At 59.4% G+C, this 19,186-nt stretch carries 19 protein-coding genes; 2 read left to right on the top strand and 17 right to left on the bottom strand.

What is annotated here, in order from left to right; genetic code table 11:
- Window positions 1-36: 36 nt before the first annotated feature.
- The 14 genes from hflX to ACMUOY_RS00660 form a co-directional block, all read right to left on the bottom strand.
- Window positions 37-1,215, bottom strand: coding sequence for a GTPase HflX (hflX, locus tag ACMUOY_RS00595; RefSeq protein ID WP_413890008.1), 1,179 nt, complete (start codon window positions 1,213-1,215; stop codon window positions 37-39).
- 58 nt (window positions 1,216-1,273) lie between these two features.
- A complete protein-coding gene (gene hfq / locus ACMUOY_RS00600) occupies window positions 1,274-1,522 on the bottom strand; it encodes an RNA chaperone Hfq (protein ID WP_413890010.1) in 249 nt (82 codons plus the stop codon).
- A gap of 112 nt (window positions 1,523-1,634) precedes the next feature.
- Window positions 1,635-2,978, bottom strand: a complete 1,344-nt coding sequence (der, locus tag ACMUOY_RS00605; protein WP_413890012.1) for a ribosome biogenesis GTPase Der — start codon at window positions 2,976-2,978, stop codon at window positions 1,635-1,637.
- A gap of 18 nt (window positions 2,979-2,996) precedes the next feature.
- Window positions 2,997-4,139, bottom strand: a complete 1,143-nt coding sequence (bamB, locus tag ACMUOY_RS00610; protein ID WP_413890014.1) for an outer membrane protein assembly factor BamB — start codon at window positions 4,137-4,139, stop codon at window positions 2,997-2,999.
- Window positions 4,136-4,834 carry a YfgM family protein gene (locus tag ACMUOY_RS00615; protein ID WP_413890016.1) on the bottom strand — a complete coding sequence of 233 codons (699 nt, stop codon included), beginning with the start codon at window positions 4,832-4,834 and terminating at the stop codon, window positions 4,136-4,138. The genes bamB and ACMUOY_RS00615 overlap by 4 nt, the downstream gene beginning before the upstream one ends.
- A 12-nt stretch (window positions 4,835-4,846) precedes the next feature.
- On the bottom strand, window positions 4,847-6,139 hold the full coding sequence (gene hisS, locus ACMUOY_RS00620) for a histidine--tRNA ligase (RefSeq protein ID WP_413890226.1): 1,293 nt from the start codon (window positions 6,137-6,139) through the stop codon (window positions 4,847-4,849).
- Between the two features lie 28 nt (window positions 6,140-6,167).
- Complete coding sequence (gene ispG, locus ACMUOY_RS00625) at window positions 6,168-7,445, bottom strand: flavodoxin-dependent (E)-4-hydroxy-3-methylbut-2-enyl-diphosphate synthase (protein ID WP_413890018.1); 1,278 nt, start codon at window positions 7,443-7,445, stop codon at window positions 6,168-6,170.
- Window positions 7,442-8,398 carry a helix-turn-helix domain-containing protein gene (locus ACMUOY_RS00630; RefSeq protein WP_413890020.1) on the bottom strand — a complete coding sequence of 319 codons (957 nt, stop codon included), beginning with the start codon at window positions 8,396-8,398 and terminating at the stop codon, window positions 7,442-7,444. The genes ispG and ACMUOY_RS00630 overlap by 4 nt, the downstream gene beginning before the upstream one ends.
- Window positions 8,391-9,251, bottom strand: coding sequence for a type IV pilus biogenesis/stability protein PilW (gene pilW / locus ACMUOY_RS00635; RefSeq protein ID WP_413890022.1), 861 nt, complete (start codon window positions 9,249-9,251; stop codon window positions 8,391-8,393). Before pilW ends, ACMUOY_RS00630 begins: the two co-directional genes overlap by 8 nt.
- Before the next feature lie 30 nt (window positions 9,252-9,281).
- Window positions 9,282-10,406, bottom strand: a complete 1,125-nt coding sequence (gene rlmN, locus ACMUOY_RS00640; protein ID WP_413890024.1) for a 23S rRNA (adenine(2503)-C(2))-methyltransferase RlmN — start codon at window positions 10,404-10,406, stop codon at window positions 9,282-9,284.
- A gap of 16 nt (window positions 10,407-10,422) precedes the next feature.
- Window positions 10,423-10,848: a nucleoside-diphosphate kinase gene (ndk, locus tag ACMUOY_RS00645; protein ID WP_413890228.1), complete on the bottom strand. Its 426-nt coding sequence runs from the start codon at window positions 10,846-10,848 to the stop codon at window positions 10,423-10,425.
- Between the two features lie 117 nt (window positions 10,849-10,965).
- Window positions 10,966-12,306 carry a pseudouridine synthase gene (locus ACMUOY_RS00650; RefSeq protein WP_413890026.1) on the bottom strand — a complete coding sequence of 447 codons (1,341 nt, stop codon included), beginning with the start codon at window positions 12,304-12,306 and terminating at the stop codon, window positions 10,966-10,968.
- Complete coding sequence (gene scpB / locus ACMUOY_RS00655; protein ID WP_413890230.1) at window positions 12,287-12,964, bottom strand: SMC-Scp complex subunit ScpB; 678 nt, start codon at window positions 12,962-12,964, stop codon at window positions 12,287-12,289. The genes ACMUOY_RS00650 and scpB overlap by 20 nt, the downstream gene beginning before the upstream one ends.
- 143 nt (window positions 12,965-13,107) lie before the next feature.
- Window positions 13,108-14,082 (bottom strand): RluA family pseudouridine synthase, encoded by a 975-nt coding sequence (locus ACMUOY_RS00660; RefSeq protein WP_413890232.1) that lies wholly within the window; start codon window positions 14,080-14,082, stop codon window positions 13,108-13,110.
- Between the two features lie 68 nt (window positions 14,083-14,150).
- Between ACMUOY_RS00660 and ACMUOY_RS00665 the strand changes: the two genes are divergently transcribed.
- Window positions 14,151-14,957 carry an outer membrane protein assembly factor BamD gene (locus ACMUOY_RS00665; RefSeq protein WP_413890028.1) on the top strand — a complete coding sequence of 269 codons (807 nt, stop codon included), beginning with the start codon at window positions 14,151-14,153 and terminating at the stop codon, window positions 14,955-14,957.
- 478 nt (window positions 14,958-15,435) lie between these two features.
- Here the strand turns inward: ACMUOY_RS00665 and ACMUOY_RS00670 are convergent, their stop codons facing one another.
- A complete protein-coding gene (locus tag ACMUOY_RS00670; RefSeq protein ID WP_413890030.1) occupies window positions 15,436-15,639 on the bottom strand; it encodes a YdcH family protein in 204 nt (67 codons plus the stop codon).
- 108 nt (window positions 15,640-15,747) lie between these two features.
- On the opposite strand from ACMUOY_RS00670, the gene ACMUOY_RS00675 reads away from it, so the two are divergent.
- The gene (locus ACMUOY_RS00675; protein WP_413890032.1) at window positions 15,748-16,503 is read left to right on the top strand and encodes a PP2C family protein-serine/threonine phosphatase; all 756 of its coding nucleotides are present in this window, start codon (window positions 15,748-15,750) and stop codon (window positions 16,501-16,503) included.
- A gap of 44 nt (window positions 16,504-16,547) precedes the next feature.
- Here the strand turns inward: ACMUOY_RS00675 and zapE are convergent, their stop codons facing one another.
- Both zapE and lpdA read right to left on the bottom strand, forming a co-directional pair.
- Window positions 16,548-17,645, bottom strand: a complete 1,098-nt coding sequence (gene zapE / locus ACMUOY_RS00680) for a cell division protein ZapE (RefSeq protein ID WP_413890034.1) — start codon at window positions 17,643-17,645, stop codon at window positions 16,548-16,550.
- 70 nt (window positions 17,646-17,715) lie between these two features.
- Complete coding sequence (gene lpdA, locus ACMUOY_RS00685) at window positions 17,716-19,143, bottom strand: dihydrolipoyl dehydrogenase (protein ID WP_413890036.1); 1,428 nt, start codon at window positions 19,141-19,143, stop codon at window positions 17,716-17,718.
- Between the last annotated feature and the right edge of the window lie 43 nt (window positions 19,144-19,186).

Consider the following 19,186-nt stretch of genomic DNA (forward strand, 5'->3'; position numbering starts at 1 on the left):
TTGCCTAACCTTGTCTGAGGTCTCGATTGTGCCCAATCAGGCGCTGCCTTCGTCAGACTCGTCCGGGTAATCCGGGGCGAGCTGTCCGGGCATTGCGGTTTGCGCCCGGGTCGCAAGCAGCGTGCGCAGTTGCGACAGGCCCTCCCCGCTGCGCGCACTGACAAAGACCCGCGGAACCGAAATGCCATCCACGTCGAAGTGGTCAACCTGTTGCAAGGGACGCTGCTCCGACGGGAGCGCGTCAACTTTGTTGAAAACGAGCACCTGCGGCACCCCGTCAGCACCGATCTCTCGAAGCACGCGCTGTACTTCGGCCATCTGCTCCGGGAAACCAGGATTCGACGCGTCGACCACGTGGAGCAGCAGATCTGCGTCAACCGCTTCCTGCAAGGTTGCCTGAAACGCATCGATCAACCCGTGTGGCAGATCCCGGATAAAGCCTACCGTATCCGACAGGGAGACCGAACGCCCCGCTTCGCCCAGGTACAACTGCCGTGTGGTGGTGTCCAGCGTCGCGAACAATTGGTCCGCAGCATAAGCGCGAGCCTTGACGAGCGCATTGAAAAGTGTGGACTTGCCGGCATTCGTGTAGCCCACCAGTGAGATAGAAAAGCTGTCGCGGCGGGCCCGCTGGCGACGCTGGGTCCGACGCTGACGTTTGACCTTTTCAAGCCGCTCGCGGATGCGCTTGATGGCCTCGCTGATCATCCGGCGGTCCAACTCGATCTGCGTTTCACCGGGACCACCGCGCGTGCCAATGCCTCCGCGCTGGCGCTCCAGGTGCGACCACCGCCTCACCAGTCGCGTGCTTACGTATTGCATGCGGGCCAGTTCCACCTGCAGCTTGCCTTCATGGCTGCGGGCCCTTTGGGCAAATATTTCGAGAATCAGAAGTGTCCGCTCGTTGACCGGCAAACCGATATGGCGTTCGAGATTGCGTTGTTGCGCCGGGCTCAAGGACTGATCAAACAAGATTTCCTGTGCACCGTGCTGCTCAGCCAGCCATTTGATCTCGTCTGCCTTCCCGCTGCCTACAAACAATGCGGCGTCGGGTGCCTTCCTCTTGCAGGTCAGGCGCGCAACCGGGGTGAGCCCGGCGGTCTGCGCCAGCAGGCCCAACTCCTGAAGTTCGGAATCGAAATGCGGCAAACCAAAATCCACACCCACCAGTATGGCGCGCGCAGTTGGCGGGATGGCGGGATCAGCCAGACTCAATTCGGCAGCTGTTCTGAGGATTTCAGGGCCTCACGACGGGCGCGTGGGCACAGGACAATCAGCTTGCGGCAGGCTCGCCACCTTCGTTCGCAGCAATCGTGACCGGGCGCCCCGGAACGATCGTTGAAATCGCGTGCTTGTAGACCATCTGGGTGACCGTGTTCCTCAGAAGCACCACATACTGGTCGAACGATTCGATCTGCCCCTGGAGCTTGATGCCATTGACCAGGTAGATCGAAACCGGCACATGTTCCCGGCGCAAGGCGTTGAGGAAGGGGTCTTGCAAGAGTTGCCCTTTGTTGCTCACGATATTCTCCGTGTTCAAAAGTTGTTATCAGGGCCCAACCATAACACAGGGGCCCGAAAGGCCGTGCGGAACATGGGCCATATCCCGACGACGCCCGGCCACGGCATGGTTCCTAGTGGGATTCCTTGTCGGTGAAAGGGTTCTTCGAACTCTTCATTTCAATGCGTAGCGGGGTCCCGACCAGGTCAAACTCCTTGCGAAAGCGCCCTTCAAGAAATCGTTTATAGGCATCGGTGACATGTTCAAGAGAGTTCCCATGAATCACGATGACCGGCGGATTCATGCCCCCTTGGTGGGCATAGCGCAGCTTGGGGCGGAACATGCCCGCCCGTTGGGGTGACTGAAACTGCACGGCCTCAAGCAGGAGACGGGTCAGTACCGGCGTCGACATCTTCCGGGTGCAAGCCTTGTAGGCCTGCACGATGGAGGCCCACAGGGGGCCCAAGCCCTGCCGCTTGCGGGCAGAGATAAAGTGCAAGGAAGCAAACTTCAGAAACGCGAGCCGGGTTTCAATGGAGCGCTGAAGCAGGCTTCTTTGATAGTCATCGATCGCGTCCCATTTGTTGACGGCCAGGACCACCGCCCGCCCGCTTTCAAGGGCGTAACCGGCAATGTGCGCGTCCTGGTCGGTAACGCCTTGCGTGGCGTCGAGCAAGAGCAGGACGACATGGGCCGATTCGATCGCCTGGAGCGTCTTGACAACAGAGAACTTTTCGATGGCTTCGAATACCTTGCCACGCCGGCGCAGACCCGCGGTATCGATCAGTTCAAATCGCTGCCCGTTGCGCTCGAAGGGCACTGAAATTGCATCGCGCGTGGTGCCGGGCAAGTCGAACGCCACCAGCCTTTCCTCACCCAGCCAGGTGTTGATCAGCGTGGACTTGCCGACGTTGGGACGGCCGGCCACGGCCAGCCGAATCACCCCAGGGGCTTGATCCGTCTCTTCGTCATCGGGTTCGGGCAGCTCGAGCGGCTCCAGCGCCAGATCGACAAGGCTGCGTATTCCTTGCCCGTGCGCAGCTGACACCGGGATCACCTCGCCCAGTCCCAACTCGTAGAACTCGGTCAATTGCACGCCTTCGTGCATGCCTTCCGCCTTGTTGGCAACCAGGACGCATGGTTTGCCCAGCTTGCGGAGGTAGTTGGCAATGTCGTGATCCTGTGCAGACACGCCAGCGCGCGCGTCGACAACGAAGATCACGACATCGGCCTCGGCGACGGCCTGTCGTGTCTGCCGCGCCATTTCATGAAAGATGCCACTGGCGGCATCTGGCTCGAAGCCACCGGTATCGATGACGATGTACTCATGCTTTCCGGATTTGCCGATGCCGTAATGCCGATCGCGGGTAAGACCCGAGAAGTCGGCAACGATGGCGTCTCGCGTCTTCGTGAGACGATTGAACAGAGTTGACTTGCCGACGTTGGGCCGCCCGACCAGAGCCAGAACAGGTTTCACGTCAATGAACCTGTTCCATCACTCGGGTCGGAAGCCGAAAACGCCACCGTTGCGGGTAACGGCAACCAGTGTATCCCCTGCCAGAACCGGCGTCGCAGCGATGGCGGAGCCATCGGTTGTCAATCGGTTCAGGGGACTTCCGTCTTCGACCGAAAGCAGGTGAATCAGGCCGATATCGTCACCCACCGCAACGGAACGACCGACCGCCAGGGGCGCCGTCATCGCACGGTACTTCAGACGCTCAGAGACCCATTGGCGATCACCGTTGACGCGGCTCCAGGCAAGGATCTTTCCATCGGCTTCGACACCGAACACAGAACGTTCATTCCCGTGAACACCCACGACGCCATTCGACGGTGTGCTCCAGACGAGTGTTCCTTTGGCGGTATCCACGCAACCGACAGCGACCTGAAATGCGCGGGCACAGACCACAGTGCCCTCCCGACTGACACTGCCCACCAGATCGATCAAGCGTTCCACATCGTTTGCGCCACGCGCCGTTGCGATGGGCACTTCCCAACGAACGCTTCCGCTTAGCGGATTGAGCCCCACCATCCGGCCCGACAGGCCGACAATGAGGGTGTCGCCAACGGCCCGGATCACGCCGGCTTCGCGGAGCACCAGTGCATCACCGGGACGCTGCTGCGCCCACAGCTTGCGTCCGGTGGCACCATCGAACGCCGAAACTGAGCGATCAGCAGCTAGCACGAATACGCGCTCACCCGCGACAAGAGGGGCGGTATAGACCTGAGCCGGGATGCGCTGGCGCCAAAGCTCCTTTCCATCCCGCAACGCGATCAGCATGTTGGAGCGGGTGACAACCGCCGCCGTCTTACCGTCGCTACCGACGCCTGCTGCCAGCGGCTCACTCACTTTCGCGCGCCATATTTCTCGACCGCCTGTGCTCTCCAGCCCCACCAGCGTGCCATCGGACGAGGCCAGCGTAATCCGCTCGCCGTTTACCTTGACGTCAAGCGGGAAGTTGACGGCGCCAATCTTCAGGCTCCAGGCTTGTCGCACACCGATCAATGCAGCGTTGGGTGAAAGTTCAACCGGCTTGGGCTTGGCGCCCCCCCCCGTGCAGGCTGCCAGCACACAAGCCGAGACAGCCAGCACGCAGCTCCTGGCCCAGCCGGTGGCATTGATACCTGAAGCCTTCACTTCTTGCTCCCGGATGCAGCGTCGCCGGCGGACGCCGCGACGGGTTCGCCGGCTTCAGGGTTGACGCCCAGCGCAATCAGCTTCACTTCAACCAGGCGCCGGTAATCGGCCTTTGCATCAAACGATCGAAACGCTTTTTGGTACTCCGCCACGGCTTCGGATTTCTTCCCTTGAAGTGAGGCTAGATCGCCCTTGCGGTCCGCCACCAAAGCCTCGAATTCCTTTGGAACCGAACCGGCCAGTTGTTTGGCCGCGTCGTCATAGGCCTTCTGGCTGATCAAGATCCCTGCGAGCCGAAGCCTCGCGACCGCCTGGTAACCTTCATCGGGAGCCTTGTCCACGACCCAACGCAGCGCGTCTTTGGCAGCGTCCACCTTGTCTGCATCGTAGAACACTTTTCCAGCCACCAAGCCAGCCTGCTGTGCGTAGGTGGTGCCGCCAAATTTGTCCTTCATGTCACCAAACGCCCGCTCAAGCCGCGACAAATCGCCGGCAGACGCCGCGCGCTCGACCTCGTCGAACAGGGCCGCCGCCTGGACGGCACGGCTTCTCTGCCAATACTGGTAGCCATTCCAGGCGGCAAACGTGCCCAGCACAGCGATGAGCAACCAAGTGATGAGATTGCCGTAGGTTTTCCAGAAGTGCCTGAGTTCGTCAAGCTGCTCCTGTTCTTCAAGGTCGAGATGTTTTGCCATGTAACTGCGGAATTAAGCGTTGGATTGTAGGGTCTGTGCCCAGGTCAGCAGGTTCAGCAACGTGTGGGTGGCTTGCGCGCCACCGCCCTCGCGCATCGGTTTGACCGTGACCGCCTCCTGCGCCACCTCGTCGAGACCAAAAACCAAGGCAAAACGCGCACCGCTGGCATCAGCCTTCTTGAACTGGTTTTTCATGCTGCCCATTCCTTCGGCCGATCCGGCATGCATCAGGACACTTAAACCCGCTGATCGAAGCATCTGAATTGTTTTCATAGCAAACGGCATGGCGCTCGCGTCCTGAATGACGGCATACATGTCCGGCACGAGTAGCACCGGCGCGCCCCCCTCCTCTCTGACGAGCTCGAGCACACGCTCGACGCCAAGCGCCCATCCGACGGCTGGCGCTGGCTTGCCACCAATCTGCTCGATCAGGTAGTCATAGCGACCGCCACCACAAATTGTTCCCTGAGATCCCAGTCGATCGGTCACGAACTCAAACACGGTCAGGTTGTAATAGTCCATTCCACGAACGAGACGCGGATTGATGCTGTAGGCAACCTCATTGGCATCGAGAATGGCGCGCAAGGCATTGAAATGCGCCAGCGAGGCATCCCCCAGATAGTCCAGCAATCGAGGGGCGCCATCGATGATCTCCGTCATTGCGGGGTTCTTGGAGTCGAGTATTCGCAGGGGATTGCTATGCAGTCGTCGTTGGGCGTCGGCATCAAGCGCTGCGGCATGGCATTGAAGATACGTTATCAACGCAGCTCGATGCGCCAAACGCTCGGAAGGCTGGCCAAGGCTGTTGAGCTCAAGCCGGATGCCGGTAAGGCCCAGTTCCCGCCAGAGAGCATCCGCAAGCAAGATGAGCTCGGCGTCCACCTCGGCACCTGCAAAGCCAAGCACCTCCGCGCCAATCTGGTGGAATTGCCGGTAGCGGCCGCGCTGCGGCCGCTCGTGACGAAACATCGGCCCCATGTAGTAAAGGCGCTTACCACCATCGTAAAGCATGGCATGTTCAACAACTGCCCTGACCACCCCGGCCGTACATTCAGGCCGCAAGGTCAGCGCCTCTCCGTTCAGACGGTCCTCAAAGGAATACATCTCCTTTTCGACAATATCCGTCACTTCACCCAAACCGCGCACAAATAGGGCCGTGGGTTCCACAATCGGCGTTCGGATATTCCGGTAGGCGTATCGCGCCATGAGCCCCCGCACCTTCGCCTCAAGCCACTCCCAAGCGGCAGATTCCGGCGCCAGCACATCGTTCATGCCCTTGACCGCCGACAGTTTCTCGGCACGCATCGGCTTGTTTACTTCGACCATGGTCTCTTCAATCGGAATTCGCAGGCGACGCTGTGCCAAACCGGTTTTCAATGTAGTTTTCAACGATGGCCTGGAACTCCTGAGCAATGTTTTCGCCGCGCAGGGTCAGGCGCTTTTCCCCATCGATGAAAACCGGGGCTGCAGGCGCCTCGCCTGTACCGGGAAGGCTGATCCCAATGTCAGCATGTTTGCTTTCCCCAGGGCCATTGACGATACATCCCATCACCGCCACCTTGAGTTTTTCGACGCCGGGATAGACGCCCTTCCAGACGGGCATCTGGGAGCGCAGGAAATCGTCAATCTGCTTTGCCAGATCCTGAAACGTACTGCTGGTGGTTCGTCCGCAACCCGGACAGGCCGTAACGCTAGGAACGAAACTTCGCATGCCCAGGGATTGCAGAATTTCCGAAGCAACAACCACTTCCTGGGTCCGCGACTCTCCTGGCTGGGGGGTCAACGACACCCGTATGGTGTCACCGATACCCTCCTGCAAGAGGACAGCCAGTGCGGCCGTCGAAGCGACGGTTCCCTTGGTGCCCATTCCTGCTTCGGTCAAACCCAGGTGCAATGCGTAATCACATCGACGCGCCAGTTCACGGTAGACCGAGATCAAGTCTTGAACGCCGCTGACCTTGCACGACAAGAGAATCTGGCTCCCGTCCAGGCCCATGCTTTCCGCAAGCGTTGCCGATCCGATCGCTGAACTCACTAAGGCTTCATACATGACCTGGCGGGCCTCCCAGGGTACCGAGCGCCTGCTGTTCTGATCCATCAGATCAACCAGAATGTCTTGATCCAGGCTTCCCCAGTTCACGCCGATCCGAACAGGCTTGCTCCAGCGCATCGCGGCCTCGATCATTTGTCCGAACTGCTTGTCGCGTTTATTGCCTTTTCCGACGTTACCCGGGTTGATCCGGTATTTTGAGAGAGCCTGCGCGCAGGCCGGGAAATCGGTCAAGAGGCGATGCCCGTTGTAGTGAAAGTCCCCGATAAGAGGCACGTTCACACCCATCCGGTCCAGTTGCTCCCGCACATAGGGCACGGCTGCGGCAGCTTCTGGCGTGTTGACCGTCAGGCGCACCAGTTCAGAACCCGCGAGGGCCAATTCCTTCACCTGAATCGCGGTCCCGATCGCATCGACGGTGTCAGTGTTCGTCATGCTCTGGATTCGCACGGGTGCATCACCACCGACCGTCACCACGTGAGTGCCCCACCCGACACGGGCCTGCCGGGACCTGCGAGTCTGCGGCAATGCCGCGGGGATGGGGTGAACGATCGAATTCACTCTTTCACCTCGAATCGAGCGACGTTGTTCTGCGCCAAAGCGGCCAGATCCATAAGCTTGCCCCGCACCTCCACGGTTGTGACATCGACACGGCCCACGACAACACTCAGCGGCAGGACACCTGATGCGCCAGCGATTTCTCCTGGGCTGAGTTCCTTCTTCAGAATGGTTGCCCCCTTGGCATCCGTCACCTGGATCCAGGACGGCCCTCTAACCGAAAATACAATGATGTTCTCTGACGCAGTCTTTCCAGACTGGTCAATCGGTCTTCCCGCCTCCGCAGCTGTGGAAGGGGCTCCAGCCATGAAAGAGGACGCGGTAACCACTGGGGCTGACGCTGGCAACACGGCGGCCACACCATTGGCTGACGCTGCAACCGATTCGGGCCCTTTTGCCAAGGTCGGCACCGGCTCTGCTGACGTGGACGCTGCCTTGTCCACAGTGGCCATGGGCGCCGGCAATGCCGCAGTGCGATCGCTACCCACCGGCGTGGGACTGGCAAGGCGCTGAAACCACGGCAAGAACACCAGGACAACGGCACCCAGTAGCAAAGCAAGTACGGCCAGAACCAGAGGTCTCGTAAGTTGAGATGCAGCGAGTGTCACCGGCCCTTGGCCTTGCGCAGCGCGAAAGGGGGCGTTCAGTCCGTCATCTGGTGCAACAGGCTGGCGTGTCGGATTAGGCAGTTTCTCAAGCACGGGAGTAGCGTCGACCTTGAGCGCACGACAGACACTTCCCGCCAGCGCCCTGACAAAGACCGCATCGGGGAGCAAGTCCCATCTTTCGGACTCCAACGCTTCCAGACGATGAACCGGCACCTTGAGCATTACGGCCAGCGCACCAACGTGCATGCCCGCCGCTTCGCGTGCCCGCTTCAACCGGGCTCCGGCGCCGAGATCTGGCCGCGCCATCGATTCAGTGGAAATGGTGGTGTCATCCACACGCTCAGTCATCAAACTCTCCGCGTTCGTAGCGTCCGGCTTCTTTCGTCTGCGGGAATCGCCGTTTCAACTGGTCTCCAAGTTGCCGCATCGCTTCGGGATTGTTCAACTTCCGTTCCACTTTGATTCCCAACCACAACGATTCCGAATTGGCCTGCTCGCTGTTGTTCAGTCGCCTGATGTAAAACTGGGCTCGTGTCAGTTCACCGCGACCATACAGAATCAAGGCCAGGTTGTAGCCTGTGACGGGATTGCCCGCGTCCATTTCGTAAGAACGTGTCAGGCTGCGCTCGGCCTTGACTCGGTCACCAGAACGTGCTTCACACAATCCTTGGGCAAGATACGTCTTGGACCGGTCTATATACATAGGATTGGCGCGAGCCCGGGAGAAGGCTTGGAACGACTCGGGGTACCTAGCCTGCTGGCACAGGAACCAGCCATAATTGTGCAGTGTCCCCGAATCGCCCGGATTAAGGGCAAGAGCCCGTTGAAAGCTCTCCTCGGCCAGGCGCGTGTCATTCAGCCGCATGTAAATCAGCCCGCGAAGGTTGTACGCTTCCACCAAGTTGGGGTCAAGCACGAGTACTTGTTTCAACTCGTCAAGCGCGACGTTGGTCTGCCCCTGATCAAAGTAGCTAATAGCCAGTTCGAAGCGAAGTCGCGCCCGATTTCGAAGATCTGTCTCTTCACCTTCTGCTCTGGCCGCCTTGGTGGGCGGTCTTGCTGCGACTGGAGATGCTCCGCTCGTTGACGTAGTGCTCGGATCCGAGGCGCAACCGAACAGGCCTACGCACAGCAACAGGCATGCTGTGCCCCCCGCCAACTGTGCGAAGTACGCCTTCTGGCACTTCAAAGAACGTTTCATTCCTGGATTTCCCCCCAATTGACGCACTGACTATCTGGCCGCCTGCAGCATGATGGTTCTTCTGCGGGCCATGCGTTCGCCAGCGCCGGTGCGATCCTTTACGTCACCCGCCAACTGACCGCACGCAGCATCAATATCGTCACCGCGCGTCCTGCGGATGGTCGTGACAATACCAGCCTCGGTGAGTATCCGCGCAAATTCCTGAATTGCAGCCGAACTCGACCTCACTAGGCCGGACGCTGGAAAAGGGTTGAATGGGATCAGGTTGAACTTGCAACGGACACCCCTGTCGTGATCCTGTCGCCGCACCAGATCGAGCAGTTGCCTGGCATGCTCTGCCCGATCATTGACGCCGTCCAGCATGCAGTACTCGAAAGTCACGAAATCGCGCGGCGCATGCGCCAGATAGCGACTGCATGCATTAAGCAACTCGTGGAGCGGGTATTTCTGGTTCAGTGGTACCAGATCGTTGCGCAGCACATCGTTCGGCGCGTGCAAAGAAACGGCCAGTGCCACTGGACAGTCCTGCGAAAGCCGATCCATCATGGGAACGACACCGGACGTCGAAACAGTCACCCTGCGTCGTGACAGGCCATACCCATGATCATCAAGCATGATTCTCAGAGCGGGCACCAACGCGCTGTAATTCTGAAGCGGCTCGCCCATCCCCATCATCACGACATTCGAGATGATGCGCTCGTCGGTATTCAACGTTTGGCGAAGGAAATGCTCGGCATACCAAAGTTGCGAAACGATTTCTGCGGTAGTGAGATTGCGGCTGAAGCCTTGATGCCCCGTCGAACAGAACCTGCACCCCACGGCACACCCCGCCTGCGAAGAAACACACAAGGTCCCGCGATCCTCTTCGGGAATGAAGACCGCCTCGACCGCATTGCCATCACCCGCATCGAACAGCCATTTGATCGTTCCATCCGTCGATTCGTGACAACTGATCACGGGCATCGCCTGGATACAAGCCCGGGTCGCCAGCTTTTCGCGAAACGACCGGGCCAGATCGGTCATCTGATCAAATCCGGATGCACCCTTCTGATGAATCCAGCGAAACAACTGCGTGGCCCTGAAGCGCTTTTCTCCGAGTTCTTCGCAATACCCGGCCAGCCCCTCAAGGTCCAAATCGAGAAGGTTGACCGTCATTGAAAGAACTGGTCACTCAACGAGAGTAGACGTTCATGCCGGCAAAAAAGAAGGCGATTTCGACCGCCGCAGTTTCAGCAGCGTCAGAACCGTGCACGGCATTGGCATCGATGCTGTCGGCGAAATCGGCCCGGATCGTACCAGGAGCCGCCTTCTTCGGGTCGGTCGCGCCCATCAGATCGCGGTTTTTCAGAATGGCGTTTTCACCTTCGAGCACCTGAATCATCACAGGGCCAGAAACCATGAAATCGACCAGATCCTTGAAGAAAGGACGAGCTTTGTGCACAGCGTAGAAAGCCTCCGCTTCCCCGCGTGAAAGATGCGCCATTCGGGCGGCAATGACCTTCAGGCCCGCTGCCTCGAACCGGGCATAGATCTGGCCGATGACGTTCTTGGCGACGGCATCAGGTTTGATGATGGAAAGAGTGCGTTCAATAGCCATTTGGAATTCCTGAATATGAGTTTCAAAAATATCTTGCCGGTCAGGCAAAGCCTCCGATTTTACCCTGCGCTGGAACTTAAGGCTTGACAGCTCGGCGAATCCTGCGGAAATCATCGGTCACCGCCCCCTGCCGCCATTTCTTCCGCCACCTTTGCGCGGCCCACCCCCGCCTGGCCGACGTTGGCCTGCACCTTGCCGCTGCTGGGTATAGCTGTCCGCGCCGATGTAGCCGAGGGAGGTCTTCAAGGGGTCCGGCTGGTTGCCGCCTTCCTTGCGTTCAGACCGGATCTTTCCTGCTCCACTGCTTTTCTGCGGCGGCTGACCGGTGGAAAAGGGATTGGTGCCGTCGCCTTGGCGTCCACCCTGACGCCCCCCCCCTCGTCGATTTACGGGTTTTCCGCCGGCCGGCCCGGAATCACGCGCGCGGGCTTGTCCCCGCTGACCACCCGAACCGGGCCCATCAGAGCCGGCAGCCTGCATGAGCGCTCGGATATCGCGCTCACCCAGTTCCATCCAGGCACCCCGTTTAAGGCCGCGAGGCAGAACCATTGCCCCATACCGGATTCGGATGAGGCGGCTGACCGCATGACCCACCGCCTCCAGCATGCGCCGCACTTCCCGGTTACGCCCCTCTGAAATCGTCACCCGATACCAGCAATTGGAGCCCTCCCCACCACCATCTTCGATGGAGCCGAACTGGGCCAAGCCATCCTCCAGCATGACGCCATCCAGAAGCTTCTGTTTTTCCTCATTGCTCAAGGCACCCAGCACCCGAACCGCGTATTCGCGCTCCAGGCCAAATCGTGGATGCATCAGTTTGTTGGCGAGTTCGCCTGAACTGGTCAGCAAGAGCAACCCCTCGGTGTTCAGGTCCAGCCGGCCGACTGACTGCCACTTGCCTTGGAACAGGCGTGGCAACTTTCGAAACACCGTTGGCCGGTTCTGAGGGTCGTCGTGCGTCACGACCTCTCCGGCCGGCTTGTGATAGGCGATCACGCGCGGCGGCGGTGGATCGATGCGCACACGTATGGGCTTGCCATTGACCTTGACCTGATCTCCGAACTGCACACGTTGCCCAATATGCGCCGGCTCGTTGTTCACCGAAATCCGCCCTTCAAGGATCAGCTGCTCCATCTCCAGACGGGAGCCCAGTCCAGCTTGCGCCAGCACCTTATGCAGTTTGGGTGTATCGGCTTGGGGCGCAAGCACCCTTTTGGGCGGGTCCAGATCCGGCAACGCCTCGTCAGCATCAAACTGACCGGAAACAACGTCGGCAAACCGGATCAGAGGCAAGGCTGTCTCTTGAAGCTTCCCGGTCGACGAGGAGTCTTTGCGCTCTGTCTCGGATGCTTCTGAATCAGTAGCACCAACCGACGAATCCAAGCTGGCTGCCTCTTCAAGTACATCAGGAACCAAGTCTGCTTTCTGGGTAGCGCTGTCAGGCTGGTTCGGATTCATCTTTTGTTCCCTGGGGTGTGCGATGGCTGCTTTCGTCAGGTCCTATGGACGCGGTGGTGGCGATCCCGGATGGACTTTCGACCAGCAATGCTGTTTGAGCTCCGTCGCTCAAGGCCCGCAACGCAGGCACGTCCGGGGCATCACAGGCCGTGATATCGATGACTGGAAGCTGATCCAGAGACTCAATGCCCAAATCATCCAGGAACTGGCGCGTCGTTGCAAACAGTGCCGGACGACCAGCGGCCTCCCGATGTCCGATCACCTCGATCCAGCCGCGGTCTTCCAACTGCTTGAGGATGAGCGAATTGATCATCACGCCCCGAATATCCTCCATGTCAGCCCGGGTCACTGGTTGCCGATAGGCAATGATGGCCAAAGTCTCCAGGGTCGCGCGCGTGTACTTTGGTGGCTTTTCGGGATGCAGCCGGTCAAGGAACTCTCGCATTTCAGGGCGGCTCTGGAAGCGCCAACCCGACGCCACACACACGAGTTCAAGCCCCCGCTGCCCCCAATCCTGCTGCAAATCGGCCAGCAAAGCCTTGATCGAATCAGCACTCAAGGCATCTTCGAAAAGGACGCGCAGATCTCGCACCGGAACCGGCTGCTGCGAGCAAATCAAGGCGGTTTCGAGGATACGCTTGGCATCCGTCGTGTTCATGTTCAAGTGATTCCGCAGGTTGGCGACCAGGAAACAGATCACGGCTCATCCCGGCTTGCGAATGGGAGCATGACCGGGTGCGGCGCGACTTGCGCCTTCCGCAGGAACTCCAACTCACGGCAATGTGCCACGGGAGCGGAGCGTCATTCTATAATCCGATTGTATCTGAGCCCCAGCGCATCCATGGCGTTCACCATATCGATGGGTAGCTGAGCCGAGAACGAAAGCATTCGGTGGCTGGTTGGATGCTCAAAGGCAAGGCGATAGGCATGTAACGCCTGCCGCTGCAGACCCGCAAGGGGGGCTCCGCCGTAAAGCAAATCTCCCAGCAAAGGATGCCCAAGACTCGCCATGTGCACGCGGATCTGATGCGTTCTGCCGGTCTGCAGGGTGCATTCAACGAGGCAGCAGGCATTGCCATTGCCAAGGGGGCGTACGCTCGTGGACGCCGTCTTTCCGGGGTGGTGGTTCAAGTCAACGACGGCCATTCGAAGCCTGTTTCGTGGATCGCGCCCCACCGGCGCATCCACCTGCACGATGTCGTCACCGCGCCAGCAATGATGTCCAATGGCCAGATACTGGCGGCGGACCAGCCGCGCACCAATGGCTTGCACCAGCCGGTCCATTGACTGTCGAGTTCGGGCAACCACCATCAATCCACTGGTGTCCTTGTCCAGCCGATGGACGATACCGGCCCTCGGTAACAAGGCCGCACCCGGATCACGGGCTAACAATCCGTTGAGGAGTGTGCCGCTCCAGTTGCCAGGGGCCGGGTGGACGACGAGGCCCGCAGGCTTGTTCAGTACAAGGACATCTGCATCTTCGTGGACCACGTCCAGCGCCATCGACTCCGGCCTGAAAGCCTGGGTCTGCGGGGTTGGCCTGAGTTCGATCGAGATTGCATCGCCGACACGTACCTTTGTTGAGGGTTTGGCTGCGGCGACGCCGCGCAACCGAACCAGACCCGCGTCGATCAACTGCTGCAGGTAACTCCGTGAAAACTCGGGAATCTGATTGGCCAGCACCACGTCCACGCGTTGCCCATGCAGAGCCTCAGGAACCTCGAACTTCCGCAACTCAAAATCCGGCCCGGCATCGGACAGGTCTTCGATACTCATGCCGATGCCCGACTCCGGGTGGTCGGTCGATATAATGAATTTGCCTTGTTTCAAGAAAGTCGCCACTGATGCTTCGTGCCAAATTATCGTGTGTACCGGCCTGGATGCTTTTCGGTCTGGCTGCACTGCTGCACGGGTGTTCGACGACGACCGTTGACAACACCGCAGGTTGGAGTCCCAACAAGATCTACTCCGAGGCCAAGGACGAAATGGATTCGGGGGCCTATTCCAAGGCCATTCCTTTGCTGGAGAAACTGGAAGGTCGCGCCGCGGGTACGCCTCTGGCCCAGCAGGCGCAACTGGACAAGGCCTATGCCTACTACAAGAACAACGAAAAAGCCCAGGCCATCACGACCCTTGAACGTTTCATCAAGTTGCACCCGGCAAGCCCGGCACTGGACTATGCGCTGTACCTGAAAGGCATCGTCAACTTCAACGAAAATCTTGGATTCCTGTCTTCGATCACCCAGCAGGACCTGTCCGAGCGTGATCAGAAGGCTGCTAAGGAGTCTTTTGAAGCATTCCGTGACCTCGTCAATCGGTTTCCTGATTCGAAATACACCCCGGACGCGCGTCAGCGAATGACGTACATCCTCAACTCGCTCGCCGAGTATGAAGTCCACGTTGCGCGCTACTACTTTTCGCGCGGCGCGTACGTTGCCGCGATCAACCGAGCCCAGGTTGCCTTGACCGAATACCGGAACGTGCCGGCGGTCGAAGACGCACTCGGCATTCTTCTGAATTCGTACAACGCGCTAGGCATGGACCAGCTTAGAGACGATGCGCGTCGGGTGCTCGAGAAAAATTACCCCCAAAGTGTCTACCTGACGCAGGGGTTCAAGGCACGTTCTCAGCCTTGGTGGAAGCTCTGGTAGGGACATCCATCGATTCCTCAGAGATTTCATTTTCTTGAGAATGCGGCACGTTGGCAGCAAAGTCGCAAGGATTGGCCGGACATAGCCCTCCATGGAAAGGCTGCCGTCAATCACAAGCATCCCGCCATCGGCCCGACACCTGATCGAACGTGCGCTCCTCTGCTGAAGTGAGCGCCAATGCGTCCGCGAGCGCATAACGGGCGAACGGGCTTCGTTCTGCACGCTCCTGCCGCTGGGAACGCGCCAAAACCAGCGAATCACCGGGGGGCAATTGAGAGCTTGTCGAGGATGACCAGTCGAGGCGCACCACCTCGAAGTCAACGCCTTCCCAGAATTGGGCCGACGGGACAAGGACATGGCCACGCGAACATCTCCTGTACACGTCTTTGTGGCCACAAGGAATCGGGCAATGCCCCTGCCTCCGCTCGCCAGTTCGCGTCAGGCTTTCACCCGTCAGAGACGCCTTGCACGAGGTCCATCACGCGGGTTCTTTGGGCTCGAGCAACATCTCCAGACGGACGATCTCATCCCGCAGGATCAATCGGCGCTTCTTCAGCCGGCGAAGCATGAGTTGATCGGCTGGAAGCTCCTGGTCCAGGCGATCGATCCAGGCGTCCAGATCGGCATGCTCAATCTGCAATTCGATCAGGCGGCGTTCGGGAGAATGTAAATTGATCGTCAAGAAAAGTACAAAGTAACAAAAGGCACCGATGTACGCACGTCGGATCGTTGAATAATACGGCTTTCATGCCATTTAATCGAGTACCAAGGCTTCCCGGACCGAATCTTCATGACCACAGGCTATCGACTCACCGCCGCCACCGGAATCCACAAAGGTGACCGCGAGTACCAGCAGGACCAGGTCGCCGTATTCACACACCCACGCGCCCCAGGATGCCTGCTCGCTGTGCTGGCCGATGGCATGGGTGGCCGCAGCGGGGGACGCAAGGCCTCAGATCAGGTCCTGATGACTGCTCGTCAGTTGTTCGAGCGCTTCTCGCCGACGACCGACGATGCGCCGTCGATGCTGCGCCAGATAGCGCAGGAGGCGCATATCGTGATCCGCCTGACAGCTATATCCGCTGAACAGGAACCTCACAGCACCATCGCGTTGTTCCTGATCAATCCAGGCGCCGACGCAAACTGGCTGCATGCCGGGGACTCCAGAATCTACCATTTCAGTTCCGGCCGCATGGCGAAGCGTACCCTTGACCACTCGTATGTTCAGGCGCTGGTCGATCGGGGCGAAATTACCGAAGAAGAAGCACATACCCATCCGCAGTCGAACATCCTGATGGGCTGCCTGGGCACGGAAGACGACCCGGTGTTCAGTCTGGACTACATCCCGAAGCTCAAATCCGGTGACGTCATCATGTCGTGCAGCGATGGCTTGTGGCACTATTTCACGCCGGAAGAACTGGCCTATGTGCTTGAGTCCCTTTCCCCGCGCGAAGCGAGCGAGTTCCTGATTGAGAAGGCCCGGTCGCGCGGCAAAGGCGGCGGCGACAACATTTCGCTTGCGATCGTCAAGATTGAGGACTTCTGAAGCGGCTTCTGCATTGGCGGCAGGTCGGGCGGGCACCGCGCACTTCAGGTCAGGCGGGTATCGACCGTTCTGTGTTCAAGTGCAAGGTATTCCTGCGACTGCATTTCATTGAGCCTGGACACCGTGCGTGGAAACTCGTGCGCCAGCGGTCCTTCGGGATAGAGTTGCTCAGGTGGAACACCGGCCGAGATGATGAGCTTGACCCGGCGGTCATACAGTACATCGACCAACCACGTGAATCGGCGTGCCTCCGACGCCATTCGAACTGGCATCTGGGGCACATTGGCCAACAGAACCGTATGGAATTGCGAGGCAATCTCCAGATAGTCGTTCTGTGAGCGAGGCCCACCACAGAGCGTGCGGAAATCGAACCAGACCACGCCCCCGGCCTTGCGGACGGCGCGAATGTCACGCGACTCGATATGCAACATGGGCTCTTCATCGTGCGCCTCCGCCAGGCGATTGAAGGCCTGCTCCAAGTCGGCGTCAGCGGTTTCGTCAAGTGGGCAATGATAGAGCTTCACATGCTCCAGCGCACGTCGTCGGTAGTCGGTTCCGTTATCGACATTCAGTACTTCCATTCGTGCGTTCAGCAGCGCGATGGCCGGCAGGATGCGGTCACGATGCAACCCGTCGGGGTAGAGGTCGTCGGGCTTGAAATTGGAGGTGGTTACAAATCCCACGCCATGGTCGAAGAGAGCCTGCAGCAGCCGATGCAGGATCATCGCATCGGTGATGTCGGCCACGTGAAACTCGTCAAAGCAGATCAGCTTGAAGCGCTGGGCCATCCGTCTGCCCAACTCATTCAGTGGGTTGACGGTACCCTGCAACGCAGAAAGCTCGCGATGGACCTCCCGCATGAATTCGTGAAAGTGCAGCCGCGTCTTGCGCCGGATCGGAACGGCGTTGTAGAAGCAGTCCATCAGGAAGCTCTTGCCCCGCCCGACCCCACCATGCATGTAGACCCCACGCGGGATATCGGGCCGGTTGATCAGCTTCTTGAACGCGTTCGAACGCCTGTCCTTGTAGGCACCCCATTCGGAGGCACAGCGCTCGAGCGCGTCGACAGCCCGTAGCTGAGCAGGGTCACTTGCATAACCCCGCGCAGTGAGCTCTTCCTCATAGATTTGACGGACCGACATGCGGTTGGTGCTCGCTGAGCTCCCGTCCGACTGACCTACGGTCAGGCCAGCCCGACGTGCTGAACAAGAATCAGAAGTTCAGCGTCCGTTTGTCAACGGCGAGCGCAGCCTCCTTGGTGGCCTCGCTGAGCGAAGGATGCGCATGGCAGATGCGGGCAATATCTTCGGCGCTGGCGCGAAACTCCATGGCGACGACAGCCTCGGAGATCAGTTCGCTGGCCATCGGGCCAACGATGTGGACACCCAGGATCTCATCCGTGGCGGCATCGGCCAGGAACTTGACCATGCCGGTGGTATCGCCCAGGGCACGCGCACGCCCATTGGCCAGGAATGGAAAGGTGCCCGCTTTGTACGACACGCCGTCGGCCTTGAGCTGCTGCTCGGTGCGACCGACCCAGGCGATTTCCGGGCTGGTATAGATCACCCAAGGAATGGTGTTGAAGTTGACATGCCCGTGCTGGCCCGCGATGCGCTCGGCAACCGCCACGCCTTCCTCTTCCGCCTTGTGGGCGAGCATCGGGCCGCGCACCACATCGCCCACCGCCCAAACACCCGGCAGGTTGGTGCGACAGTCAGCGTCAACCACGATGGCGCCACGCTCGTCAAGCTGCAGCCCAACCCCTTCCACGTTCAGCCCTATGGTATTCGGCACCCGACCAATGGAAACGATCAGCTTGTCAACATCGAGCGTCTGAGCCTCACCTTTGCTGTTTGTCCACGCGACACTGACGCCCTTCTTGCCGGACTTGATCTCCCCGACTTTGACGCCCAGTTCGATCTTCAGGCCCTGTTTGTCGAAGGCCTTCTTAGCTTCGCGGGCAATCTGCTCATCCACTGCGCCCAGGAAGGTCGGCAATGCCTCCAGCACCGTGACTTCCGCGCCAAGCCGACGCCACACGGATCCCATTTCAAGACCAATGACGCCGGAGCCAATCAGGCCCAGCTTCTTGGGAACTGTACCCAGCCGCAACGCGCCGTCATTCGACAGAATGTTTTCTTCATCAAAGTCGGCTCCAGGAAGAGCACGTGCGTTCGATCCGGTGGCGATGATGACCTGCCCGGCCATCAGGATCTCATTGGCAGCGCCGCTGACCTTGATTTCGTAGCCGCCATCCACCGCCTTCACAAACGAGCCGCGGCCGTGGAAAAAGGCGACTTTGTTCTTCTTGAACAGGTACAGGATGCCGTCATTGTTCTGCTTCACGACGGCATCCTTGCGGGCCACCATCTTCGCAACGTCCATCTTTACATTCGTGGCACTGATGCCGTGCTCCGCGAAATGATGGTTGGCGTGCTCGAAGTGCTCGGAAGACTGCAGCAAAGCCTTCGACGGAATGCAACCCACATTGGTACAGGTGCCACCGGGCGCGGCCCCCCCCTTTCTGTTCTTCCACTCATCGATACAGGCCACCTGGAAACCCAGCTGCGCTGCGCGGATGGCGGCGATGTATCCACCAGGACCGCCGCCAATGACGATCACGTCAAATTGTTTACTCATGATTCTCAGTCGGTTGGGGGACAGCGCCCGGATGTGCCGCGTT

This window comes from Candidatus Skiveiella danica (assembly GCF_022705245.1).
Lineage (GTDB): Bacteria > Pseudomonadota > Gammaproteobacteria > Burkholderiales > Burkholderiaceae_C > Skiveiella > Skiveiella danica.